Origin of the sequence: Alteromonas gracilis (assembly GCF_002993325.1) — a bacterium.
GTDB lineage: Bacteria > Pseudomonadota > Gammaproteobacteria > Enterobacterales > Alteromonadaceae > Alteromonas > Alteromonas gracilis.
Genome location: NZ_PVNO01000010.1, coordinates 40745 through 64862 on the forward strand (window position 1 = coordinate 40745; position 24118 = coordinate 64862).

Below are 24118 nucleotides of genomic sequence, written 5' to 3' on the forward strand. Positions count from 1 at the left end.
TTCTATTATTATTGTCTCAACACTAGTGTACTGATTTTATTGGTAGAGTACTCATTTAAGATTGTTAAAATTTATTTCGAATTATTAAAAAATGAGCACAAAAAAATCGAGCGTTACTAATATAAAAAAATATCAAAAGAATACAAAGTATGATTGATAATTATGAGGTTTTCGTTGATTATTTAAGCACTCATTGGTTATGAGTTAACCGGCGGCTATCATTTGAGCACTGTCTTGCATGCTCATTCGCCTCGGGATTGAATTCGCAACGTTGAAGGGAAAACAGATTATGAGCCTTAAGAAACAATACCTTAAATCAAAACCTCTGTGTAAAGTGACATTTCGACTAAATGCGGAAGCGGCAAAAGACGCCAAAGAAGCATCTCTATGTGGAGATTTCACTGATTGGAAAACCCAACCATTAACAATGAAGAAGCTAAAAAGCGGCGACTTTACCTTAACGGTAGACCTAGAAAAAGATAACGAATATCAATTCAGATATCTTCTTGACGGGGAAAAATGGGAAAATGACTGGGATGCAGATGCGTACATCCCCTCACCGGTGAGCATCGAAGACAACTCTGTTGTTCGAGTATAACAACTAGCTCAAATCTAAGCATTATACCTATAAGATACCTCGCGTATTGAAAAACCAATCCCTACAAAAAAGGCTGCATTAATGCAGCCTTTTGTCGTTTAAGCGATATGACTAAAGTGAATTTTCAAGCTCTGGAAGAACGTCGAATAGGTCTCCCACTAAACCGTAGTCAGCAACCTGGAAAATTGGCGCTTCTTCGTCTTTGTTGATTGCAACAATAACTTTAGAGTCTTTCATACCAGCAAGGTGCTGAATAGCGCCTGAAATACCTACAGCGATATAAAGTTGAGGCGCAACAATTTTACCCGTTTGACCAACCTGCATATCGTTTGGAACAAAGCCAGCATCTACCGCTGCGCGCGATGCACCAATGGCTGCACCAAGCTTGTCTGCAATACCTTCAAGAAGCTTGAAGTTGTCACCGTTTTGCATACCACGGCCGCCCGAAATAACCACTTCTGCCGCTGTGAGTTCAGGGCGCTCAGATTCAGTAAGCTCTGCTGAAACGAAGTCAGATTTCTCACTACCTTTAACCACGTCAATTGCGGTTACTTCAGCACTACCACCAGTTGCAGCTGCATCGAATGATGCTGCACGAACCGTAATCACCTTTTTTGCGTCAGATGATTGAACGATAGCAATTGCGTTACCTGCATAAATTGGACGTACAAAAGTATCTTCACTTTCTACGCCAATAATGTCAGATATTTGGGCAACATCTAACAATGCCGCTACGCGAGGCATAAAGTTTTTACCTGTAGTTGTTGCAGCTGCAATGACATGACTATAGTCGCCTGCTAGTTCAAGAACCAAGTCGGCCGTATTTTCGGCCAGTTGATGCTTATAAGCTGCATTATCAGCAACAAGTACCTTCGCAACCCCATCAATCTGAGCCGCAGCTTCAGCAACCGCTTGGCAACCTTCTCCTGCCACTAAAACGTGGATGTCGCCGCCCATTTTCTGTGCCGCGTTCACAAGCTTATGCGTTTCCGTCTTTAAGCTTGTGTTATCGTGTTCTGCATATACGAGTACGCTCATGAGATCACCTTTGCTTCATTTTTTAACTTGTCTACTAACTCAGCAACGTCTGCCACTTTAATGCCACCCTCACGCTGAGGCGGAGGCGTGACTTTAAGCACTTTTACGTTTGACTCTAACGCAACACCAAAGTCTGCGGCCGCTTTAACATCAAGAGGCTTGCGCTTTGCTTTCATAATATTTGGAAGCGAGGCGTAACGCGGTTCGTTCAAACGAAGGTCTGTTGTGACTACAGCTGGAAGCGAGAGCGCAACAGTTTGAAGACCACCGTCGATTTCACGAGTTACATTCACTTTTTCGCCATCTACAACCACTTCAGAGGCAAAAGTTCCCTGAGGCATACCAGTTAATGCGGCAAGCATCTGGCCTGTTTGGTTGTTGTCAGAATCGATGCTCTGTTTACCAAGAATAACAAGCTGAGGCTGCTCTTCTTCTACCACTTTGGCTAATAGCTTTGCCACTTGAAGTGAATCAAGATTTTGATCGGTATCGATTTGGATACCACGATCAGCACCTAGGGCTAGTGCTGTACGTATTTGTTCTTGGCAGCTTTTATCACCAATTGAAACGACAACGATTTCAGTGACCACGCCCTTTTCTTTTAAACGAACGGCTTCTTCAACAGCAATTTCACAGAAAGGGTTAATCGCCATTTTCGCGTTAGTAAGATCTACGCCTGATTCATCGGCCTTCACTCTTACCTTAACGTTGTAGTCGATCGCGCGTTTGACCGGTACGAGTATTTTCATATTTACCTCAATTGTTGAGTTCGTCGGTGCTAATTACGTTTCATTAATAATTAACTATTAATAATTAAAAACGTATTACATCACCACGCTTTTTGAAACTTTAACAATGCTTCTACGTTAAAAAAGAAACTGTGGAACGTACGTTTTTAAAAGGCTAGCCTTAAAACGACGTTAACACCACGTTTACGAGCAGTTATAATGAACTACCAGTTAACGTTAACGTAAACTGCTTTGCAATGTACTTACTGTTGACGTAAACGTCAACCTGCATTACCTTGCAAAACGACAATTAATTTACATGTTTTTGACACAAAGCATTATTTGTTTCATCAATAGTGCACTATAAAAATACAAACATAAGGAGCCTCCCTTGGAACGAGAATCGATGGAGTTTGACGTAGTCATCGTCGGTGCCGGCCCAGCTGGATTATCAACGGCTTGCAAGCTTATGCAGCTTGCAAATGAGAAAGACCAAGAGCTAATGGTCTGTGTGGTCGAAAAAGGCTCCGAAGTAGGCGCGCATATTCTTTCTGGCGCGGTGTTCGAACCTCGCGCACTCAACGAGCTTTTTCCTGACTGGAAAGAAAAAGGTGCACCGCTCAACACGCCAGTCACTGAAGACCATATCTATTTACTTAACGATGAAACGTCATCGAGAAAGCTACCAAACGGCATAACGCCAAAAACCATGCACAATGACGGCAATTATATTGTCTCAATGGGGAACGTTAGCCGCTGGTTAGCGGAACAAGCTGAACAGTTAGGGGTTGAAGTATTTCCTGGGTTCGCTGCCTCTGAAGTTATCTATAATGAAGATGGCAGTGTTGGCGGTGTGCTTACCGGAGACATGGGTGTCGGCGAAAATGGCGAACCTAAAGACGGCTATATGCCAGGCATGGAGTTACGTGCTAAATACACCGTGTTTGCTGAGGGCTGTCGCGGTCACTTAGGCAAAGAGCTCATTTCTCACTTTAAGTTAGATCAAGATGCTTCTCCTCAACACTATGCCATTGGCTTTAAAGAAATTTGGGATATAGATCCATCCAAGCATCAGCCAGGTTTGGTTGTTCACAGCGCGGGTTGGCCCCTTGATGATGCCACCGGCGGCAGCTATCTTTATCACGCTGAGGACAATCAGGTGTTCGTTGGCCTAATCGTTGACCTTAATTATGACAACCCCTATTTAAGCCCGTTTGATGAATTTCAGCGCCTCAAACATCACCCTGTTTTTAAACAGTACCTGGAAGGTGGTAAGCGCGTTTCTTACGGCGCTCGTGCAATTGCAAAGGGTGGCTTTAATTCGTTGCCTAAAATGACCTTTCCTGGCGGCTTATTAGTAGGCTGTGAAGCAGGTACCCTCAATTTTGCGAAGATAAAGGGTAATCACACTGCAATGAAGTCAGGCATGTTAGCCGCTGAAAGTATTTTTGATGCCATTGTGGAGAATTCTGAAGCCCCCACAAAAGAGTTAACCAGCTTTACAGAGAAATTTAAATCATCGTGGCTGTATGACGAATTGTTCCGCTCTCGTAATTTTGGTCCTGCGATTCATAAGCTAGGTAATTTCTGGGGCGGCGCATTTAATACACTTGAGCAAAATTTCTTTAACGGCAATTTGTTTTTCACTATGAAAGATGAACATAAAGATTATGCTCAACTTAAAGAAGCAAAAGATGCGAAAGAGATTTCCTATCCGAAACCAGATGGCGTGTTGAGTTTTGATAAATTATCGTCGGTATTTTTATCTAACACCAACCATGAAGAAGATCAGCCCTGTCACTTAAAACTGAAAGATCCTTCTATTCCTATTCAAATTAATTTACCTAAATTTGCCGAGCCTGCTCAGCGCTACTGTCCTGCTGGGGTATATGAGGTAATTGAAGAAGAAGGACAACCTCGTTTTCAAATTAACGCACAGAACTGCGTTCACTGTAAAACCTGCGATATCAAGGATCCCAGCCAAAATATTAAATGGGTTGTACCAGAGGGTGCAGGTGGCCCCAATTATCCAAATATGTAAATTTCCTCTAGCTTTGCGAAACAACATTTAATAGTTTCTGCAATTAAACGGATAATTTTTAAAAGCGAGCGTAGCTCGCTTTTTTTTTGTGCTACTTTTAATTATTATCTAATTGAAATTTAGTACAACGTATTAAGGTTAATTAATGAGCGAATTTTTAGATATTTTAACCCATGGAAGACGTTTACAAGGTGCTGTTAAGGAATTAAGCATAGAAGAACTTGAGCAGGTTCAAGAAAAACTTAGCGGTATAATAGAAAAAAGAAAAGAAAAAGCGCTTGAGCAAGAAAAACTAGAAAAAGAAAAGTTAGAAAAGCTAGCGTCAATTAAAAAGCAAATGGAAGAAGCTGGCTTAAATGTAGAAGATTTACAGGCGTTAAATCTAGACACAAATAAAAAGGCCGGAAAAAAGCGCCCAATCAAATATAAGCTGGTAGATGAAAAAGGCGAAGAACATTTATGGACAGGCATAGGTCGTATGCCTCGCATATATAAAGATGCGCTCGACAGCGGCAAGTCACTTGACGATTACGCTATAAACTAAATTATCTGCTTAACCATTATAATGGGGCCTGTTTTACAGGCCTTATTTTATTTTGACCACACGTCAGTTAGCGCATTTTTAAATGGAAAATAGGTATAAAGCTGTGGAGTTAAACTATAAACTTTCAAAAAGCCAAACATCTTCTCCGTGGTTAATATTAATTCACGGTCTTTTTGGCAATGCCGATAATTTAGCGGGAATTAAACGCCATTTTGAATCAGATTTTAATGTCCTTAGCATTGATTTACCGGATCATGGTGAATCACCGTGGACTTCATTGTTTTCAATAGACGATGCAGCTGAAGCAGTGTTCGAACTAATGCAATCGCTTGAAATAAGTCGTAGTGCAGTATTGGGCCATTCTTTAGGTGGCAAAGTTGCAATGAGATTAGCCCTAAGTCACAGTGATGTAATATCCCACTTAATTGTTGCCGACATTGCCCCGGTTAAATACGACCATAGCCATCAAGCGGTATTTGAAGGCTTGAATTCTGTTCCGTTAACCACCATCCAAAGTAGAAAGGACGCAGAAAAAGAAATGGCGGCGCATGTAAAAGAACCTGGCGTGCGCCAGTTTCTTTTGAAAAGCCTGTATCAGGATGATAGCGGCGCATGGAAATGGCGATTTAATGTAGAAGGTCTCATTGCAAGTTATTCCCATATTATTGACTGGGAACAAACTAATCAGACGTTTGATGGCATAACATTGTTTATTAAGGGAAGTGAGTCTGACTACATAACATCTGCCTATCGCGATGAGATAAGTCGTTATTTCCCTAATGCGAAAGCACATATTATAGAGGGTACGGGCCATTGGTTGCATGCAGAAAAGCCTGCGGCATTTAATTCGATAGTTGAGAGAACGCTCAAGAAATCGTCCTAAAAATAAGGTTTCTCCATCGTTTAAGATGAGAATGACTATTATTACATTTTTTTGAACGTTTTAGGCTCTTACAGGCGTATATACTGTGGTATCATTGCGCCAGAATTTTGAAGTAACAACACTATGCTTGCAGAAAATTACGAACTCATTGAGTCCATCATGTTGTATGGCGGCTTATTTATACTTTTCGTATTGATGGGTTTCGCTGTACACGATGTACTGCGTAAGAACGATGTACCGCTCATAGGGCGTGTCGTCACCTATGGTGTGCTAGGTTTAGGAGCCTTGGGGTTTCTTGCGAAAGGCATTATTGAATGGTTTTGGTTAAGCACAGGCGTTTAATTAGTAACGATTAATAGAGGTTAGATATGGCAAGCGTTGGCCTATTTTTCGGAAGTGACACGGGTAATACCGAACATGTTGCGAAAATGATCCAGAAGGAATTGGGTAAACAGCTAATTGATGTTAAAGACATTGCCAAGAGCAGTAAAGAAGACATCGCTGATTTTGATTTGCTTATCTTTGGTATCCCTACGTGGTACTACGGTGAAGCGCAATGCGACTGGGATGACTTTTTTCCAGAGTTAGAGCAAATCGACTTTAATGATAAGCTGGTTGCAATTTTTGGTTGTGGCGATCAAGAAGATTATGCTGAATACTTCTTAGATGCGATGGGTATGGTTAGAGACATCGTTGAAGCCAAAGGCGCGATTTTAGTTGGTCAATGGTCAACTGATGGCTATGACTTCGAAGCATCTAAAGGTATGGCTGACGACAATCATTTTGTTGGTCTAGGAATTGATGAAGATCGCCAACCTGAACTAACAGAGTCTCGCGTTAAAGCGTGGTGTAAGCAAATTCACGACGAACTATGCTTGGCAGAACTGGCCTAGTTTGAACGCGGTGCATTAGCGTGCACAAATATGTATACAAAAAACCGCTCAGACGAGCGGTTTTTTTTGATTTACATTAAAGGGAATTGCGTTGCGTACAAGAAGTACCTTCTAAAAATCACAAGTGGAAACGCTCTACTGCCTTTCTTAGGCTTTCAGTTTGTGCATCCAGCATCATCGTTGATTCATTAGACTGTCTAGTGCTCTGTGCACTCGAATCTGCCAAGGCAACAATTTTATTCAAGCTCTCGGCAACATCACCAAGCAGTATGTCTTGTTGCTGAGTATCCGTGACGATATGTTCGTTAATATCACTTAAACGTTCAATAATCTGGCGAATGCTTTCAACTTGTTGTGAAACTTGCTGCGTGATTTGCACCCCTTCTTGCGCTTGCTCACGCCCTGCATTGATCGCTTTAACGGCCTCAGCAGCATCTTTTTGCAAATTACCTATCATTTGCTCTATCTCTTCCGTTGAGTCGTGTGTGCGATTTGCCAACGTTCGTACTTCATCAGCAACCACAGCAAACCCCCTGCCCTGCTCACCGGCTCTGGCTGCCTCTATGGCAGCATTCAGCGCTAACAAGTTAGTTTGTTCTGCTATTGTCTTAATGACGTCTAAAATACTGCCAATACTGCGAGAGTTATCGTCTAGCCTACTTATAATTTGTGAAGATGATTCGGCTTGTCTAGCTTGATTTCCTACTTGCTGACGGTTCTTATCGACTAAATGGCCGATGTCTGTGCTCTGCTGGGTTATTTCTCTAAGCGCATCCATTGCATCGTGAATTTGAGCAAGATTGCTGCGGCTCTTATCCTGAACATTTTTCGTGTTCGTTGAGGTAACAGTAACTTGCTCTCGCTGCTTATCCACCTCCGAAAGGCTTTTGTTACCAAGCTCAACGCTTTCTTTTGTAATTTCAATTAGCCGCTTTTCTTGTTCTAAAATATTACCCACCAGCTCTCTTAAACTGTCAGTTAAACTGTTCACCTTTGCTGATAGTGCTGAAAACTCATCGTTGCCTTCTTCAGATAGTTTCGTACTTAAATCGCCTTTACTCAGCAGGCTCAGCCCTTGGTTTATTCGACCTAATGGCTTTGAAATACTACGCGTCACAATTACCGCTAAGAATATCGCTGCGGTTAGCCCTAAGACTGCAACAATAATATTGCGAACTAAATTTTCCTGAACGGATTCGAGAATGGCGTTTTGTCCATCAAGCGACTGCGCCTGTACTGAATCGAACAAGGTATTAATGTCGGTAAGTGCCGTCTGTAATGCCTCTTTTGCTTGCTTTTGCGCAACCGCAGCTTTTTCTACCTCTAACAGTTTCTGACGTTGAAGAGCAATCAGGCCATTTGACCCGTTTACCGCCTCAATAAGCAGGTCATACTGCTCGTTAAACGCCTCTATTGTGCCACCGTCATTAACATCTGTTGCTAAACGGTTAACGTAGTCTTTATCAACTTGCAAATTGCTCAATTGATAATTTAAATCTTCGATAATATTGGCACTTTGTGCTGCATCGTTTGTTTCCGCCAATTCAACAAAAGAGTCGTTCATTGTGAGTAGCTTATTATCGATAGCCGTTCCAGCCCCAATAAGCGTTTCGATGCTAGGGTTATTACCTTCTAAATAAGAAAGATCAAGCATAAGAGCACTGGCTTCGTCGGCGGTCATCAGAACCTTCTCAAGCTGGGTGGCAAGTGCCTTTTCAATATTCATCCTCTCATTAATTGCCGCATACATGTTATTGCTGCTATCAACATAGGCCAAACTTACGTCAACGGCATTGGATGCTACATTGTTTTTGGGCATGAGGGAGGTTAACTGCGATAGGTCACCCTCGAATGCTGACGATAATGAGTCAAAGGTCGCTTTATTAGCATTTAACTCAGCAATATCTACGACGTGATAGCCATTAGCCGTAATTACCGATAACGAAAGAATCTCGGTTTTCACCTTTACCATACTGGTTTGCACCGGCATTTTCTGTTCTACAACATCTAACGCGGAGTCTTTAATACTACTGAGTCCAAAGTAAGAGAGAGTACTAGTGAGTAAAAGCAAGCAGCCGAATAGACCGAAGCCTAGTGTGATTTTATTTATAATTGTTAACTGCATGGGCACTTCCATTAAAACTGCATGCCAAAAATATCGGAGCGTTGAGTCACTTCATTAAGTTTAGTTTAACAGGATGTTAATGCAATACGTCAAAAGTTTTATTTATTTTAGTTATTTAGTAACATTATCTGAGACTTATGTACTGGTCGGAGTTGCTTAATTTACTCGACCACACTGGGTCAAATTTAGTCGTTCTTGAAGCAATGGGTAAATTTTCGTCGAGAAAACAAAGTTTCCACGGTTTTCCTTTTAAATTGTTTTAACTTACCTATAATAACCCCAAATATTTATTCACTCGTTCTTAGTAGGTTGTAATGGATCAAAATAAAGAATTGAAAAAAGCAGGGCTTAAAGTCACTCTGCCTCGCCTTAAAATTTTACAAATTCTGCAAGAGCCAGAAAACCAACACATCAGTGCTGAAGACGTATACAAAATACTCATTGAACAGGGTGAAGAAATTGGTTTAGCGACAGTATATCGCGTCTTAAACCAGTTCGATGATGCTGGTATCCTTAATCGTCATCATTTTGAAGGCGGAAAATCGGTATTCGAAATAAGCCACAAAGATCATCACGACCACTTGGTATGCCTCAAGTGCGGCAAAGTTATCGAGTTTGAAGACGAGATCATCGAAGAACGCCAAGAAATGATTGCCAAAAAACATAAGATGAAGCTCACACATCACAGCCTTTATCTTTACGGCGAATGCACAGACGGTAACTGCGATAACGTACCAGACTAAGTTATTTGTATTTATTCAAGAAGAGGCCCGCTATTATGCGGGCCTCTTTTGTTTTTTACGCTTTAAATTTGTAGGAGTGATAGGCAGCAATAGCTTTCTCCCAGACATCCCCCACTTCACCATTTCCAATGACGTGCCCGTCTACCTCTACCACAGGTGCTACTTCTTTACTCGATGAGGTAAGCCATACTTCATCTGCATTCAAAAGATCTTCTTTACTAAACCACGTTTCGGTGACGACTAACCCAGCTTGCTTAAACGCTTCAATGGCTATAGCGCGAGTAATGCCAGGAAGAAGTTCGTGATTGAGTGGCGGGGTCGATATAGCACCGTCTTTAACCATAAACACATTACATGAGCTTGCTTCGGTTATCATACCGTCGCCGTTGTACAATATAGTTTCGTTAACGCCCGCGTCTACACCCGCCTGATAATGCATAACGTTACCTAACAGCGACGTTGATTTAATGTGGCATCGCTGCCATCTTTTATCTTGCTGGAGTGCCACTTTAAAGGGCTTAACATCAGTCTTAGACGTAGGTTGAGGAGGCGCGATTTCAAACGCAAAGCCAAACACCGTTGGTGCTATATGCTTAGGATAAGCATGGAACCGCTTAGTATCGGTACCTCGGCTTACGTGAAAATAAACGCCAATGTTTCCGCTTTCAATGAATGTTTGATTCTTTGAAACCAGATTTGACAGAATATCCTGCCATTGTTCTGCGGTATACGGATTGGTGATTTCGATTGCTTCTAAACCTTGAGCCATGCGCGTGGTGTGTCCCTTGAACCCGACAGGATTACCAGCGTAAGTTGGTATGACTTCATAAATACCGTCACCAAATAGAAAGCCTCTATCCATTGGAGAAATTTTCGCCTCAGAAAGAGGCATATACTCACCGTTTAAAAACGCAATTGTCACAATATTTCTCCTTGCAATCGGCGGCGTCTACTTGTCATAAGCAGCCAGTCGGCCCTTGCCTCTTCTTCATCTTGAAAAACAAAATTTACCTTTTCACCGGGCACGGCTTGTGCCAAGCGACTTATATCACAGGGGCTCACACAGCCTAATTTCGGATAGCCCCCTAACGTTTGCCTGTCGCGCATCATCACAATAGGCTGCCCGTCGCCGGGAACTTGAATGGCGCCTAAGTGGATGGCTTCAGAGCGCATATTCTCTATATCGGAGGCCACTGACTCACCTGTTAGTCTGAAGCCCATACGGTCGATTGATGATGAAACCGTATAAGTACTGGTTTCAAATGTACGTACGGCAACAGTACTAAAGCTTGTAAACTGATAGCCTGGAATAACCCGGATTGATTCTATAAAGCCATAGTCATCTATGTGCTGCTGCGCTAGCGTTCGCATTTTAGCGTTGTCTTTCACTCTTGTGTTAGCTAAAACCTCGATGCAATCGCCATCTTTTAACACGCATCCCTTACCGTCCAATCCTCCAAGCTGTTCGCGAACCACCGTACAGGCACTGCCCACTGCTTTTGGCACTTGCCAGTTACCACATATTGCCAAGTATGCTTTGCTACCTAAAAGCGCACTTTTGAAGGTTATCGTTGCGCCTGCTGATACTTTTTGGCTCTGATATACCGCTTGAGCGATCCCATCTATATCAAGTGAAGGCTCTCTTCCAGTAACCGCAATAACACAATCTTCATCAACGCGTATCTGCATCTCGCCAATCGCTTCAATGCACGGCGTGCCATCTAAATTGAAGGCAAGAAAATTGGCCCAATCATAGGCGTTACTGTCCATCGGGCCTGACTCGCAAAAACCTTCCCTCTGTTTTCCTACTCTGCCTTTATCAATTATGAGGCTAAACAGTCCCTTGCTGAGTACGTTAATTCTCATAGTTCAACCTGCAACCCTGCTTTGTATTCTTGCTCAGTAATCGAAACAAACTTAACTACGTCTCCCGCTCTCAATCGTGACTCACTGTGCTGATCTTTGTGCAGAAGCATATCAAACGCAGTGAGCCCTAAAAGGTTCCATCCACCGGGTGACTCGCTTGGGTAGACGGCAGTTTGCCTGTCCGCTATAGCGACTGCTCCTTTGGGAACCCGCTTGCGCGGTGTGCCTAAACGGGCACATTTCAACGCTTCTGGAATATCGCCCATATAGGCAAACCCGGGGGAAAAGCCCACTGCGTATACTTTATAAGTTGTACTTGTATGGAGCGCTATAACCTCTTCAATAGACAGTGACGTTTTCTTGCTCACGATGCTTAAATCGCTCGCATTCGGCGCGCCATACCAAACAGGAATTTCAACCACCGAGGTTTTCACGCGCTGTTCTGATGCAGTAGAAAGCCTATATATATTTTCGGCATCTAACTCTCTTAAGGCTAGATATACACCGTGACTGTCAATTAATGCCATGTCAAAGATGATAAGCAGACTGTCATAGGACGGCACGCATTCGCGTAACCAACTCCATCGGGTACTTGTATCACCTTCTGGCTTCTTACCAACATCAATATGAGCGATATGCTCCTGTTTAGCGTCAATAGCCGCAAGCATTTGGTGACATGCGCTGTTTGCTTCATCTAAATTCGCGCCGTCAAAATACACTATTATGGCGTCAGCACCTGCTGTCACAATTCGCTTAATACACCCGAAAGCCTGCATCTGCTGTCCTTGATACTGTAATTATTCTTAATAATTGTGTTTTTTATGAGGCGAATTTATAGAAACTTTCTGATCCTTTGCGCAATACTCACAGCGCCCTTCGTGTCACCATGCACGCACAATGAATCTGCTTCTACTTTCAGCGTACTGCCAGACGCGGTGATAACAGTACCTGACTCTATAAGCCGCTCTGCCTGGGCTAAGGCTTCATCTTCGCTTAATACTGCACCTTCTATCGTTCGCGATTGCAATAATCCTTCATCGGTGTAACGTCTATCAGAAAACGCTTCAAAGTATAATGGCAGCGCCCACTCTTTCGCCTCATCTTTAATCACGTCATTTCTTGCTGTCGCTTGCACCATTAGCGTCAATGGTTCCCGTGAAATTTGCGCGTTTATTTCAGCCACGCTTTGCATCACTGCACGTCTAATTGTGAGGCTTTTCATCATATCGTTATATAACGCACCGTGGGGCTTAACATAGCTCACTGTTGTCCCAGAAAGCTCCGCCATACCGGCTAGCGCGCTAACCTGATACTGAATCATGGCGATAAGTTCGTCGGCCCCTATCGTCATACTTCGTCGGCCGAAGCCCTGCAAGTCTGGGTAAGCTGGATGCGCTCCTATGGCAACACCGTGGGTTTTCGCTAGAAATATCGCCTGTTTCATTACCAGTGGATCGCCTGCATGAAATCCACACGCGATGTTCGCCTGATCAATCTCTGCCATAATAGCCGACTCTACCGGCATGGACCACGCACCGTAACTTTCACCTAAATCGCAATTTAACTTCATAATGGTTTAGCTCTTACCTTCATTCCAGTATCATGTTACCTGTTCTTTTTAAAAAGTCAGTGCTGATGATAAATATTGGAAAAATTAATACATTACGCGTGGTAGCCCAATACCCCTTTGGCTACGCACTTGCGCCACTTGTCGAAAATGATGATGCGAACGACGGTATCATAGAAATTGAAGACGCTGATGAAATGCAAACTGTCACACTTGCCATTGACGACGTGGAAACGCCACTGGCTGACGGTCAAGAAGTTGAAGTCTTTGTTGCCACAGATCAGCGCGGCGACCTTTATGCCACTGTGAAGAAGCCACTAATCCAAGTTGGCGAGACCAAAGTACTCAAAGCCGTCTCAGCGACGAATTTTGGTGCATTTTTCGATTGGGGTTTGGACAACGATCTGTTGATGCCTAACGACTACCAAGCTCAACCTGTTAACCCAGGAATGTATTACGTCGTTCACGCTTTTTTTGACGACAAGACACAGCGTATTTTAGGTGCAACAAAGCTTCACTATTTTCTCAAAGAAAGCAGCGCCTATCTTAACGAAGGCGATACGGTAGATTGCTTAGTTTACGCTAAAACCGATTTAGGCTTTAAAGTGGTCATCAACGAGAAAAATTTAGGGCTCATTTTCCACAGCGATGCTTTTAAACCGCTTAAAATCGGTCAAGCGACAGAGGGTGTTATCAAAACTATCCGCGAGGACGGCAAGGTTGATGTTGCCCTTCAGCGCGTTGACAAAGGCGGCCGTGACGCTCTTCAACAGGCAATTTTAGATGACTTGGAAGCCCATGGTGGTATTTCTACGTTAACAGATAAAAGTGCGCCGGAGGCTATTTATTCTCATTTTAATGTGAGTAAAGCTGCTTATAAAAAAGCGTTGGGCGCATTGTACAAGCAAAAGAAAATAACACTAAGCCCAGACGCCATTCGTCTGAATAAATAAGAACAACATGTCGCTGCTGTCGTATGCGTTAGTGACAACAGTGGCTTGCAGCCTCTTTCGATAGCTTTATGATATTAGGACAAACAATGAAAGCACGAGTTTCTTGGGACAAAGATCTTACTTTTACTGGCACTACAGACAGCGGTTATAAAACTGTAATGGATGGTAGCGGCAACGCAGTGTCTCCAATGGAGTCGGTACTCATAGCCGTTGGTGCCTGCTCGAGTGTTGATGTGGTCGATATTCTGAAAAAAGGCCGTTTTAATATCGAAGCGTGTAATTGTGAATTAGAAGCAGAGCGAGCCGAAGAGCCGCCGCGGGTTTTTACTAAGATTCATGCACATTACACAGTGTCAGGTGAAGGTATTAGCGAAAAGGCCCTTGCTCGCGCCGTGCAGCTTTCTGCAGAAAAATACTGTTCCGTTATGCTTATGCTTACGGGCAACGTTGATATCACCACCAGCTATACTTTGGTTTAATAGACTATAGTGGAAATAACCGGTTATTAGCATTTTTCGCTAAGCATTAGTGCAAAAGGCCAACTGCAAATGTTGGCTTTCTTATTGAAACCACTTGTTACATATATAAGCTATTGAATTAATTAGAAATTAACATTATTTAACATCTTTGGCATATTAGCTGCTGTATCCGGTCATTACTATATAACGACACACACGTTAGGGTTATTGACCATGGAAACATCAACGCAAAGCAACATCTCTTTTTCACCATTACATTCCTTACTTTCATTTTCACCAACACCGCTAAAGCTTCTTCTTGGAAGCGGTATTGTTGCTCTCTCTCTTTCGATGACTGCATGTTCCAATGCCGATGCTATCGACGCCAACGCCCAGGCAGAATCAGCAGAGGAAACGGCCTTTGCTATTCCTGTTGAAACTCAAACCATCATTACTGGCGACATAACATCCACCTATGACACTACCGCCATCCTGGAAGCACGAGAAGAAGCGTTTGTTGTTGCTCGCGCCTCGGGGATCATTGAAGAAATCTTCGTTGAAGAAGGTGACTATGTGCAAAAGGGCCAAGTGCTAGCGCAACTTGATAAGCGTCGCTACGAGCTGAACTTATCTAAAGCACTGGCTGATTTAGCCGGCATAGAAAGTGAACTTGATAAGGTCAATAAAGTTTATTCCAAAAAGCTCATAAGCGACGATACCTACGACAAACTTACCTCGCAATTTGAATCGGCGAAAGCGTCTGTACGATTGGCTGAGCTTGACTTAAAAGAGGCAACGATCACGGCGCCTATTGACGGGTATATTGCAGAGAGAAACGCCAAAGTCGGTAACTTAACCGAGTCTTTTCAACGCGAAAGAATGTTTCATATTGTTCAACAGCGTAATCTTCAAGGCGTTGTTTACTTGCCAGAAAACGAACTTCCTAACGTAGTGGTTGGTCAAGGTGCAGTACTTACTGTTGCCGCGTTAGGCGATAGAACTATCACGGCCAACGTGGAACGTATAAGCCCAGTTATCGATGCAACCACCGGCACGTTCAAAGTTACCTTAAAAGTACCGAACGAAGACAACCAGCTTAAAGCTGGCATGTTTACCGATGTATCACTTGAATACGCTACTCATGCTAACGCTACGTTGCTACCTCGCAGAGCGCTGGTCACCATTGATAACAGCCACAGCGTATTCGTAGTCGATAATGGCAAGGTGAAAAAAGTTGATATCTCTACTGGGTTTGAAAATAACGATGTCATTGAGGTTATCAATGGATTAAGCGGAAACGAAGAAGTCGTTACTGCAGGCCACCAAAACTTGAAAGACAGCGCCCCCGTTGAAGTAGTTAACAGCTAATTCGGCCTTACAAGGAATTCACACAATGCGTATTGTAGATCTCGCTGTAAAGCGCCCTGTAGCCGTTAGCATGTTTACGTTTGCGGTATTATTATTTGGTATGGTGTCTTTGGGCCGGCTATCGGTAAACTTGCTGCCTGATTTGTCTTACCCCACCCTCACTATCCGCACCGACTACGACGGCGCAGCGCCAGGCGAAGTAGAACAACTGGTTTCAAAACCCATTGAAGAAGCCATCGGCGTTGTGAAAGGAGTACGTAAAGTCACCTCCACGTCGCGCGCAGGTCAGTCTGACGTGGTTTTATCTTTCGCCTGGGGCACAGACATGGATTTCGCAAGCTTAGAAGTGCGCGAAAAGCTCGATGTGTTGCAACTTCCCTTGGATATAGAGAAGCCACGACTTCTTCGTTTCAACCCCAGTCTAGACCCGGTGATTAAGTTAGGTCTTACGGCACAAACCGACACATCAAGTTTGAGCGTAGCGCAAATGAAGCGACTGCGTTTATATGCCGAACAACAGGTAAAGCGCGCTTTGGAATCCGTAGAGGGTGTGGCTGCAGTACGTGTAGGCGGTGGTTTAGAGAACGAAATTCACATTCTTATCGACCAGCAAAAAGCCAGTCAGCTGTCTATTCCTATCACCCGCATCATTGACCGGGTTAGCGCTGAGAATATTAATGCAGCTGGCGGCAGAATTGATAACGCAGCGCAGGCGTTTTTAGTAAGAACACTAAACCAGTTTGAATCGTTAAATGATATTGAGAACCTTTTTATTGGTCGCTTCGAAGGCAGAAACATTCAGCTTAAAGATATTGCTACGGTAGAAAGTGCTTATAAAGACCGTGACGTGGTAACCCGCTTCAACGGAAGCGAAGGCATTGAAGTTGCCATTTATAAAGAAGGTGACGCTAACGCGGTAAATGTCGCGCAAAAAGTGGCTAACCGATTAAGCGAAATAAACAATAACCTGCCTGAAAATTACACGCTAAGCGAAATTTACGACCAAAGCGTGTTTATCAAGCAAGCCATAGACAATGTGAAGTCAGCAGCAGTCATGGGGGGCATTTTAGCCATGCTGGTGCTTTACCTCTTCCTAAAAGATTTCTGGGCTACCGTCATCATCTCGGTGTCTATTCCAGTGTCGGTCATTGCTACTTTTAATTTGATGTATGCCAACGACATAAGCCTAAATATGATGAGCTTAGGTGGTATTGCACTTGCCGTCGGTCTACTGGTGGACAATAGCATTGTCGTGCTTGAGAACATCGACCGCCACAAAAAATTAAAAGGGGAAGAAAGCGAAACGTTGGCCGAGAACTCTGCCGCCAGCGAAGGAACAAAAGAAGTCTCTGGCGCGATTGTAGCTTCAACACTGACAACTATGGCCGTGTTTGTGCCGCTGATATTTGTAGAAGGCATTGCAGGGCAATTGTTTAAAGATCAAGCTTTGACCGTATCGTTCGCCCTCGCAGCGTCACTTGTCGTCGCACTTACACTTATCCCTGCTATGGCACACAAGAAGAAAAAGCAACAGCTTGATCACGAAGATGTCTTTGCCTCTCCTGCGCCCACGGCACCTTCTTCAACGTTCGGCAAAATCATGTACTTTATTACTCTGCCGATTCGTTGGGTATTCAGGCTTATCTTTGTATTTCTACCTGCGGCTTTGGTTACCTTGTTTATCGGTGCATGGCATATCGTCAGTAAATTACTGAGCGTTGCGTTTAAACCACTTGTATGGGCATTTAATAAAGCGTTCGACCTTCTCGCTTCGGCCTATGAAACGCTGCTGCGCGCAAGCCTTCGAGCAAAAACACTGGTGCTAGCCACTGCCTTTGCTCTTGCCGCTGGCGCGATAGCCCTTGTACCAAGACTTGGCATGGAACTTATTCCAACTCTGTCACAAGGTGAATTTTCGGTAGAAGTCACCCTTCCTGCGGGCTCGCCAGTAGCTAGTACCGACGCCGTAATTAGCGAGCTTGCTGCTGTTGCAGTAAATGATTCTAGTAGCGGCGACACAAAAGTATTACGTACCTATGCCATGTCTGGTACAGGTAGTCTTATCAGCGCTGCGCCAAACCAAGGTGGCGATCATTGGGGTCGCTTGAACATTGTTATGCAGCCAACAGCAACAGCGACTGATATGGACGACGTGAAACGTGCGCTTCGCGATCACTTAGCTTTCGAACCTCAGGTTCAGGCAACGTTTTCAGAGCCAGAGCTATTTAGCTTTGCATCACCTATTCAAATTGAAATTGCAGGTTACGATCTAAACCAGCTTCAGCAATATGGAGACGCGATTGCGACCAAACTTGCCAGTTACAATAATTTTGCAGACGTCACTACCAGCATTCGAGATGGCAATCCAGAGCTTAAGATATCATTCCATCACGCAAAACTGGCTCGACTTGAACTTGATGCGTCTACCGTTTCTCAGCTTATAGCCGCTAAAGTGGGCGGACGTGTTGCTACGCAGTATAGTGTTGAAGACAGAAAAGTGGATGTACTGGTAAGAACGCAAGAAAATCAGCGAGACGATATCGCAAGCGTTCGTGCCATTGTTGTTAACCCAGGCTCTGCACAACCTATTCCATTAAGTGCCGTCGCCGATGTTTACATGAGCGTAGGCCCAAGCGAGATTATCCGCGTTGGACAGCAGCGTGTAGCACTGGTATCAGCGAACCTTGCCAAAGGTAAGCTTGATGAAGCCGTTGCTGTTGCCAACAAGGTCATTAGTGAGACCCAGCTTCCTCTGTCGTTAAGCGCAACGGTCACCGGACAAAGTGAAGATATGCAAAGCAGCTTCCGTTCATTACAGTTCGCATTAGCCCTTGCAATATTTATGGTTTACTTGGTTATGGCGTCGCAATTTGAGTCATTACTACACCCTTTGCTTATTTTATTCGCAGTGCCCTTAGCTGGAGCGGGTTCGGTGTATGGCCTTTGGCTTACCAATACGCCGATTAATGTAGTGGTATTTATCGGCTTAATAATGCTGTGCGGCATTGTAGTAAACAACGCTATTGTATTAGTTGACCGTATTAACCAGCTGCGCCGTCAAGGGGTAGATAAAGACGCGGCCATTTTAGATGCGGCTAAAACGCGTTTACGCCCTATCGTAATGACCACACTCACTACGGTGCTAGGCTTATTACCCATGGCGTTTGGTTTTGGCGAAGGCGCTGAAATTCGTACGCCAATGGCCATTACGGTAATTTACGGTCTTTTGTTTGCAAGCTTGCTTACCCTAATCCTACTGCCTGTACTTTACAGCTTGTTTGACGTTAAGAAAAACGTTGTGCAAAAAACGCCTGTTAACGCAAAGACGAACGCGCGCTTTGATGACGAAGAAGCCATGTCAAAAGGCGGTGTACTATGAGTTCGCCTTCTCACAACGCTAATAACAGTTCTGAAACCAATACTGAAAAGCGCCAAACACGTGAGCCGAATCAACGCGAGACAGATATAGCTTCACAGCCGCACCTTTCAAAAATTGCAGGTATAGGCGCATCGCTGGCGCGCTTTGCGCTAAATAAGCCCGTTACCATTGGAATGCTATTTTTGTCTATGTTGTTATTCGGTATCGTATCTGGGCGCTTGCTTCCTCTTGAGAAGTTCCCAGGAATCGATATTCCGGAAATGGTTGTGCAGATCCCCTACCCTGATGCAACACCAGTTGAAATTGAAACCATGATCACCCGCCCAGTTGAAGAAGCTGTGGCTACCATGTCGGGGATAAAGCGCTTAAGGGCACGTTCGTACGACAATATGGCTGAGGTCATTGTGGAGTTCGACTGGGATGAAAACCTTAAAGCCAAAAGCATTGAAGCACGGGAAAAGATTGACGCTATTCGCCACGAACTTCCTGACGATATAGAGCGGATCATGGTGTATAAATTTAACACCAATGATATGCCTATATTTCAACTTCGCGTATCGAGCGACCGCGACCTATCGAACGCCTATGACTTGCTAGAGCGCAACCTCAAGCGCCCGCTAGAGCGAGTACCGGGGGTATCTAAAGTTGAGCTATACGGCACCATGAAGCGCCAAATCACCATTCGCTTAGATCCCAAGAAAATGGCGGCATATCAAATAGACGGTACTCGTTTAGAGCAGCAGCTTCAAAGCGCTAACTTCTCGCTAACCGCGGGCTACATGTACAACAACGGTGAAAAAATTCTGGTTAACCCAACTGGCGAATTCACCGATGTAAACGACTTTAAAGACATGTGGGTTACCCGCAGCGTGCGCTTATCTGATATCGCGAGCGTCACCTACGAACTTCCTCAGCGCAACGAAGGACGTCACTTAGATCGCACCTTCGCGGTAGGTTTTAACGTATTTCGCGAATCTGGCAGCAATCTTGTAGAAGTTTCCGACGCGGTAATGAAGGTTATCGAAAAAGCCAAGGAAGACCCTGAGTTTACAGGCATTAGTTTATTCGTTATGGATGACACCGCGAAAAGCGTAACCTCATCGCTAAGCGATTTGCTAAACGCTGGTCTTTTAGGGGCGCTACTTTCAGTTATTGTGCTGTATTTGTTCTTGCGACAGCTTACCACGACCTTGATTGTGGTACTTTCGGTTCCCTTCTCAATATGTATCACCTTAGGTGTAATGTATCTTTTGGGCTATACCCTTAACATTTTGTCACTGATGGGCCTTATGCTTGCCGTAGGCATGCTGGTTGATAATGCCGTTGTAATAACCGAAAGCGTCTTTCAAGAGCGCCAACAAGAAGGTGATATCAAACGGGCCACCCAAATTGGTGTAAACAAAGTGAGTCTTGCGGTCATTGCTGGTACTGCAACCACGGCGATTGTGTTTTTACCCAATATTATTGGTGTAAAAATAGACGTGACTATTTTCTTAGAGCACGTAGCCGTAGCTATCTGCATATCTCTTTTTGCGTCGCTTTTTATTGCTAAAACACTTATTCCATTACTAACAACAAAAGTAAAAATTCCAGTAGTAAAAACACCTAAAACGCCTTTCTACATAAAAGGCTATGGCCGAGCACTTAACTGGATGTTGAAACACCAAGGAATAACTTGCGTCATTGCGTTACTTATTCTGGCGTCGACTTTTGTGCCTATGCAGGCAGTGACATCAGACGATGAAGGTAATAACAACCAAGAGCGTATTTGGCTTAATTATCACGTAACCCAAAACTTTACCCTAGAAGAGGTAGAAAAAACCGTAGATAAAATGGAAGCTTATCTTTATGAAAACCAAGAACGTTTTCACATAAAACAGGTGTATACCTACTTTACTGCCGGTCATGCGGTAAGCGGTATTACGCTAAACGATGAGTTGCCAGTAAGCGTTGGGCAAATCAAAGAGGATATTCGTGAAACCATGCCTTCATTTGTGCGTGCTCGCCCCTCTTTCCAATGGGATAGCGGCAATGGCGGTGGCGTAAGAGTAACTTTGTTGGGCGAGTCTTCAGAAACCTTGCTGACTATTTCTCAGCAGATCATTCCTATTCTTTCCACTATAGAAGGACTGGAAGATGTAAAGGCCGACACTGGGTCTACTCGCGATGAGGTTCAAATTCGCATAGACAGAGAGAAAGCAAACCGCTTCGGCATTCAGATCAATGATGTGGCAAAGCTCATCTCTACCGCTCTACGAGGCAGTAATTTACGTACCTTCCGTTATGGTGATGCGGGCGAAGTGGCAGTGCAGCTTAAATTCGGTAGCGATATTCAAGCCTCGCTGAGCGAACTTAAGAATATCAATATTGGATTTACCCAGGGGCAATCGGTAACGTTAAATATGATTGCAGATTTCTCTGTGGTACCTCAGCTGTCGCAAATTAACCGCAACTACCGTCAAACCGCGTTAGCTATTGGTGCAAACCTAGAGGGTGAAACCACCACCGAACAAGCTCGTGAACGCATAGAGAAAGCACTGGCGAATATTGAATTGCCGACCGGCTATAAGTGGACGCTAGACGGCAGCTTCTCTCGCCAGGATGAAGCCAACGCCGTTATGCAAATGAACATGCTGTTAGCCCTTTGCATGATATACGTTGTGATGGCAGCACTGTTTGAGTCGCTTATCCTTCCAACCTCTGTTATTACGTCACTCCTGTTTTCCTTCACAGGTGTGTTTTGGGCCTTTATGGTTACTGGTACATCTATGTCTATCATGGGGATGATTGGCATGCTGATACTCATGGGTATCGTGGTTAATAATGGTATTGTATTGGTAGACAGAATTAATCAGCTCGTCAACGAAGGCTTATCGCTTTATGACGCAGTAATTGAAGGATGTATGACCCGTATTAGGCCAATCCTGATGACAGTGGCTACAACCGTTCTAGGGCTTATTCCACTTGCAATGGGCAGCACCCGTATTGGCGGTGATGGTCCGCCCTATTCACCCATGGCAATTGCAATTATTGGTGGATTGGTATTCTCTACCCTAACCAGCTTATTTTTGGTGCCTCTTGCTTATGTGTTGCTTTTAAAGCTTAGGTTTAAAACACAGCGATTGTTCAAAACCAGTAAGGCGCGCGTGGCGACATACATAAAAATAGCGAACTAATAAATAAAGTTGAAAAAGTAAAAAGACAAAAAGCGGGTCTAGTTTTTATCATCCTCGTCTTGATAAACGATGAGGCGATAACACTAGCCCGCTTTTTCTGGATTTGACGTAACAGCAGTCAATGCCTTAGCTACGCGACGTTAGGTACTCATGTACCGCGTTAGCATCACGCTCAACTGAAAACTCAATCAGACTACTTCCATTACAAGTCAAACCTTCTTCCGATGTTACCATGCGCAATACTTCGCGTTGGCTGGCGCCAATACGACCCACGTTACGTGAAAGGCTTGAGCGTAGTACTCTTACGTCATCATTGACGATTGCTTTACAAAAACCCGCGAACTGGGTCTCACCAACAAAGCGAATATCTTTTTGTGGTGCGGCAGCATTTGCATTGATAGTAAAGGCAACCGTTGCTGTCGCGGCTAAAAGGTTAAGTGCTTTAGATAGTTTCATTTTAAAATCCTCAATATGTGGATAAAGGTACTAAACAAGTTTGTGGCAAACTCTTTGTCGTGCATAAGCAGCGTTGAATAAATCATCAACCTGCTCAACGCCCTTTATTTATGCATCAAGAATAAAAAGTTTTCTGTTGAAAGATTGTGTAACGGCGGTAAATGTCAGGTAAATCAGGTTGTTACACACCTGTTAGCAATGTAAGCCATTGAATTCGCGAAACAAACGGAAATCCTATATTACTAATGGGCATAGCGAAGAAGGTTATAGGATGAAAGTGATATAAGACTTAAGTATAAAAAAGCCCCTTTCGGGGCTTAAAAACTGTAATTTTAACAAAACATTTGATGTTTAAGCTTAATTTATAACCAAATACAGGTGCACTTTACGTAATTAAATTACATAAAACATCTAAATCTACTCATATTTACGCTCGCGTTTGGTTTCAATTGCGTCAATATAAGCATGCCACGATGCGTAACCAATAATGGGCATTAAAACGATAAATCCAATAAAGCCGGTAACGAAACCGATGGCAACGGCACTGAAGATTATTGCGCCCCAGATGAGCATAGGAACCTTATTAAGCCACACGGCATTTACACTAGTCAAAACTGCTGTGGCAAGATCAACTTTGCGTTCCATTAGAATGGGCTGAGTAAAAGCAGTTACAAATAGCATTGCAAGGGTAAAACCTGCACCCACCATCGTTCCCAACATTAAGAAAGGCAATAGGCTTTCCAAATCGTTTTCTATATAAGGTGGATAAAGCGCGTGGATAAGCGAAGCAACGCGTAACCAAAAAATCATCATGACCATTAGCAGTATCGCGAAGCCCCATTCGTTAAACGCGTTTCTGCGCATAGCGCGTAAAGAATGACGAAGTGTTGGTTTGTGACCTTTTTCCATTTCCCAACTAATGTCATAAAGGCCTGCCGCTAAAAAAGGACCAACTAACATAAAGCAAACAATGGCAGGTAAAATAACCAAGTGCCAACCCGTCATTTCAACAAGGTACATAATGAACCAGGGAATAACCGCAAACAACACACCGTAAAATAGGGTGAGCCCCGGGGCGCGCATAGCGTCTCTTAATGCCAGTGACATCCATTTTATGGGATCGCCAACGTCTAACTCTTTACATGGAATAACGCGCGCTATACCGCTTTGCGTGATCGCATTCTCTGGTGTTTCTTTGAAATGGTGCGACATATTCTAATCACCTCTGCTTGTTAGCTTGTTTGTTACTAACGCGTTTTTTTACACGCCTTACTACTACGATAGGCCTAGAATGAAAAGTTC

Annotated in this window: 21 protein-coding genes; 12 read left to right on the forward strand and 9 right to left on the reverse strand. The window is 43.7% G+C overall.

The window, feature by feature from the left end; translation table 11 throughout:
- Positions 1–289: 289 nt before the first annotated feature.
- Positions 290–598, forward strand: coding sequence for an isoamylase early set domain-containing protein (locus C6Y39_RS04220; protein ID WP_105930141.1), 309 nt, complete (start codon positions 290–292; stop codon positions 596–598).
- A gap of 111 nt (positions 599–709) precedes the next feature.
- Here the strand turns inward: C6Y39_RS04220 and C6Y39_RS04225 are convergent, their stop codons facing one another.
- Together C6Y39_RS04225 and C6Y39_RS04230 are read right to left on the reverse strand one after the other, a co-directional pair.
- Positions 710–1636 (reverse strand): electron transfer flavoprotein subunit alpha/FixB family protein, encoded by a 927-nt coding sequence (locus C6Y39_RS04225; protein ID WP_105930078.1) that lies wholly within the window; start codon positions 1634–1636, stop codon positions 710–712.
- The gene (locus tag C6Y39_RS04230; RefSeq protein WP_105930079.1) at positions 1633–2385 is read right to left on the reverse strand and encodes an electron transfer flavoprotein subunit beta/FixA family protein; all 753 of its coding nucleotides are present in this window, start codon (positions 2383–2385) and stop codon (positions 1633–1635) included. The genes C6Y39_RS04225 and C6Y39_RS04230 overlap by 4 nt, the downstream gene beginning before the upstream one ends.
- A 370-nt stretch (positions 2386–2755) precedes the next feature.
- On the opposite strand from C6Y39_RS04230, the gene C6Y39_RS04235 reads away from it, so the two are divergent.
- The 5 genes from C6Y39_RS04235 (at position 2756) to fldA (ending at position 6725) form a co-directional block, all read left to right on the forward strand.
- The gene (locus tag C6Y39_RS04235) at positions 2756–4405 is read left to right on the forward strand and encodes an electron transfer flavoprotein-ubiquinone oxidoreductase (RefSeq protein ID WP_105930080.1); all 1650 of its coding nucleotides are present in this window, start codon (positions 2756–2758) and stop codon (positions 4403–4405) included.
- A 145-nt stretch (positions 4406–4550) separates the two neighbouring features.
- Positions 4551–4949 (forward strand): H-NS histone family protein, encoded by a 399-nt coding sequence (locus C6Y39_RS04240; RefSeq protein WP_105930081.1) that lies wholly within the window; start codon positions 4551–4553, stop codon positions 4947–4949.
- Positions 4950–5052: 103 nt separating this feature from the next.
- The gene (locus C6Y39_RS04245) at positions 5053–5832 is read left to right on the forward strand and encodes an alpha/beta fold hydrolase (protein WP_105930142.1); all 780 of its coding nucleotides are present in this window, start codon (positions 5053–5055) and stop codon (positions 5830–5832) included.
- 123 nt (positions 5833–5955) lie between these two features.
- Positions 5956–6174, forward strand: coding sequence for a DUF2788 domain-containing protein (locus C6Y39_RS04250; protein ID WP_014998613.1), 219 nt, complete (start codon positions 5956–5958; stop codon positions 6172–6174).
- A 26-nt stretch (positions 6175–6200) separates the two neighbouring features.
- Positions 6201–6725 (forward strand): flavodoxin FldA, encoded by a 525-nt coding sequence (fldA, locus tag C6Y39_RS04255; protein ID WP_105930082.1) that lies wholly within the window; start codon positions 6201–6203, stop codon positions 6723–6725.
- Between the two features lie 118 nt (positions 6726–6843).
- On the opposite strand, the gene C6Y39_RS04260 is transcribed toward fldA, so the two are convergent.
- Positions 6844–8850, reverse strand: coding sequence for a methyl-accepting chemotaxis protein (locus C6Y39_RS04260; protein WP_105930143.1), 2007 nt, complete (start codon positions 8848–8850; stop codon positions 6844–6846).
- A 314-nt stretch (positions 8851–9164) separates the two neighbouring features.
- Here C6Y39_RS04260 and fur point away from each other — a divergent pair, with 314 nt between their 5' ends.
- A complete protein-coding gene (gene fur / locus C6Y39_RS04265) occupies positions 9165–9593 on the forward strand; it encodes a ferric iron uptake transcriptional regulator (protein WP_105930083.1) in 429 nt (142 codons plus the stop codon).
- A gap of 55 nt (positions 9594–9648) precedes the next feature.
- Here fur and C6Y39_RS04270 read toward each other — a convergent pair whose 3' ends face one another.
- From C6Y39_RS04270 to C6Y39_RS04285, 4 genes are read right to left on the reverse strand one after another with little or no spacing between them, the layout of a single operon-like run.
- Positions 9649–10515, reverse strand: coding sequence for a D-amino acid aminotransferase (locus tag C6Y39_RS04270; protein WP_105930084.1), 867 nt, complete (start codon positions 10513–10515; stop codon positions 9649–9651).
- A complete protein-coding gene (locus C6Y39_RS04275) occupies positions 10512–11459 on the reverse strand; it encodes a 5-oxoprolinase subunit C family protein (protein ID WP_105930085.1) in 948 nt (315 codons plus the stop codon). The genes C6Y39_RS04270 and C6Y39_RS04275 overlap by 4 nt, the downstream gene beginning before the upstream one ends.
- Positions 11456–12235: a 5-oxoprolinase subunit B family protein gene (locus C6Y39_RS04280; RefSeq protein WP_105930086.1), complete on the reverse strand. Its 780-nt coding sequence runs from the start codon at positions 12233–12235 to the stop codon at positions 11456–11458. The genes C6Y39_RS04275 and C6Y39_RS04280 overlap by 4 nt, the downstream gene beginning before the upstream one ends.
- Before the next feature lie 56 nt (positions 12236–12291).
- Entirely contained in the window at positions 12292–13029 is a 738-nt protein-coding gene (locus tag C6Y39_RS04285; RefSeq protein ID WP_105930087.1) for a 5-oxoprolinase subunit PxpA, read from the reverse strand.
- 65 nt (positions 13030–13094) lie between these two features.
- Between C6Y39_RS04285 and C6Y39_RS04290 the strand changes: the two genes are divergently transcribed.
- The 5 genes from C6Y39_RS04290 to C6Y39_RS04310 all read left to right on the forward strand — a co-directional run bounded on the left by C6Y39_RS04290 (position 13095) and on the right by C6Y39_RS04310 (position 22360).
- Positions 13095–13979 carry a CvfB family protein gene (locus C6Y39_RS04290; RefSeq protein ID WP_105930088.1) on the forward strand — a complete coding sequence of 295 codons (885 nt, stop codon included), beginning with the start codon at positions 13095–13097 and terminating at the stop codon, positions 13977–13979.
- Positions 13980–14065: 86 nt separating this feature from the next.
- Positions 14066–14458 carry an OsmC family protein gene (locus tag C6Y39_RS04295; protein WP_105930089.1) on the forward strand — a complete coding sequence of 131 codons (393 nt, stop codon included), beginning with the start codon at positions 14066–14068 and terminating at the stop codon, positions 14456–14458.
- A 213-nt stretch (positions 14459–14671) separates the two neighbouring features.
- Entirely contained in the window at positions 14672–15805 is a 1134-nt protein-coding gene (locus C6Y39_RS04300; protein ID WP_105930090.1) for an efflux RND transporter periplasmic adaptor subunit, read from the forward strand.
- A 25-nt stretch (positions 15806–15830) separates the two neighbouring features.
- Positions 15831–19184: an efflux RND transporter permease subunit gene (locus C6Y39_RS04305; RefSeq protein WP_105930091.1), complete on the forward strand. Its 3354-nt coding sequence runs from the start codon at positions 15831–15833 to the stop codon at positions 19182–19184.
- Entirely contained in the window at positions 19181–22360 is a 3180-nt protein-coding gene (locus C6Y39_RS04310; protein WP_105930092.1) for an efflux RND transporter permease subunit, read from the forward strand. Before C6Y39_RS04305 ends, C6Y39_RS04310 begins: the two co-directional genes overlap by 4 nt.
- 126 nt (positions 22361–22486) lie before the next feature.
- On the opposite strand, the gene C6Y39_RS04315 is transcribed toward C6Y39_RS04310, so the two are convergent.
- Positions 22487–22816, reverse strand: a complete 330-nt coding sequence (locus C6Y39_RS04315) for a DUF3718 domain-containing protein (protein ID WP_183043274.1) — start codon at positions 22814–22816, stop codon at positions 22487–22489.
- A 417-nt stretch (positions 22817–23233) separates the two neighbouring features.
- A complete protein-coding gene (locus C6Y39_RS04320) occupies positions 23234–24028 on the reverse strand; it encodes a DUF2189 domain-containing protein (protein ID WP_105930094.1) in 795 nt (264 codons plus the stop codon).
- Positions 24029–24118 lie beyond the last annotated feature (90 nt).

Coding starts and splice junctions, on each gene's coding strand:
- C6Y39_RS04220 (WP_105930141.1), top strand. CDS start 290: ATGAGCCTTAAGAAACAATACCTTAAATCAAAACCTCTGTGTAAAGTG.
- C6Y39_RS04225 (WP_105930078.1), bottom strand. CDS start 1,636: ATGAGCGTACTCGTATATGCAGAACACGATAACACAAGCTTAAAGACG.
- C6Y39_RS04230 (WP_105930079.1), bottom strand. CDS start 2,385: ATGAAAATACTCGTACCGGTCAAACGCGCGATCGACTACAACGTTAAG.
- C6Y39_RS04240 (WP_105930081.1), top strand. CDS start 4,551: ATGAGCGAATTTTTAGATATTTTAACCCATGGAAGACGTTTACAAGGT.
- C6Y39_RS04250 (WP_014998613.1), top strand. CDS start 5,956: ATGCTTGCAGAAAATTACGAACTCATTGAGTCCATCATGTTGTATGGC.
- fldA (WP_105930082.1), top strand. CDS start 6,201: ATGGCAAGCGTTGGCCTATTTTTCGGAAGTGACACGGGTAATACCGAA.
- C6Y39_RS04260 (WP_105930143.1), bottom strand. CDS start 8,850: ATGCAGTTAACAATTATAAATAAAATCACACTAGGCTTCGGTCTATTC.
- fur (WP_105930083.1), top strand. CDS start 9,165: ATGGATCAAAATAAAGAATTGAAAAAAGCAGGGCTTAAAGTCACTCTG.
- C6Y39_RS04275 (WP_105930085.1), bottom strand. CDS start 11,459: ATGAGAATTAACGTACTCAGCAAGGGACTGTTTAGCCTCATAATTGAT.
- C6Y39_RS04280 (WP_105930086.1), bottom strand. CDS start 12,235: ATGCAGGCTTTCGGGTGTATTAAGCGAATTGTGACAGCAGGTGCTGAC.
- C6Y39_RS04285 (WP_105930087.1), bottom strand. CDS start 13,029: ATGAAGTTAAATTGCGATTTAGGTGAAAGTTACGGTGCGTGGTCCATG.
- C6Y39_RS04290 (WP_105930088.1), top strand. CDS start 13,095: ATGATAAATATTGGAAAAATTAATACATTACGCGTGGTAGCCCAATAC.
- C6Y39_RS04295 (WP_105930089.1), top strand. CDS start 14,066: ATGAAAGCACGAGTTTCTTGGGACAAAGATCTTACTTTTACTGGCACT.
- C6Y39_RS04300 (WP_105930090.1), top strand. CDS start 14,672: ATGGAAACATCAACGCAAAGCAACATCTCTTTTTCACCATTACATTCC.
- C6Y39_RS04305 (WP_105930091.1), top strand. CDS start 15,831: ATGCGTATTGTAGATCTCGCTGTAAAGCGCCCTGTAGCCGTTAGCATG.
- C6Y39_RS04310 (WP_105930092.1), top strand. CDS start 19,181: ATGAGTTCGCCTTCTCACAACGCTAATAACAGTTCTGAAACCAATACT.
- C6Y39_RS04315 (WP_183043274.1), bottom strand. CDS start 22,816: ATGAAACTATCTAAAGCACTTAACCTTTTAGCCGCGACAGCAACGGTT.
- C6Y39_RS04320 (WP_105930094.1), bottom strand. CDS start 24,028: ATGTCGCACCATTTCAAAGAAACACCAGAGAATGCGATCACGCAAAGC.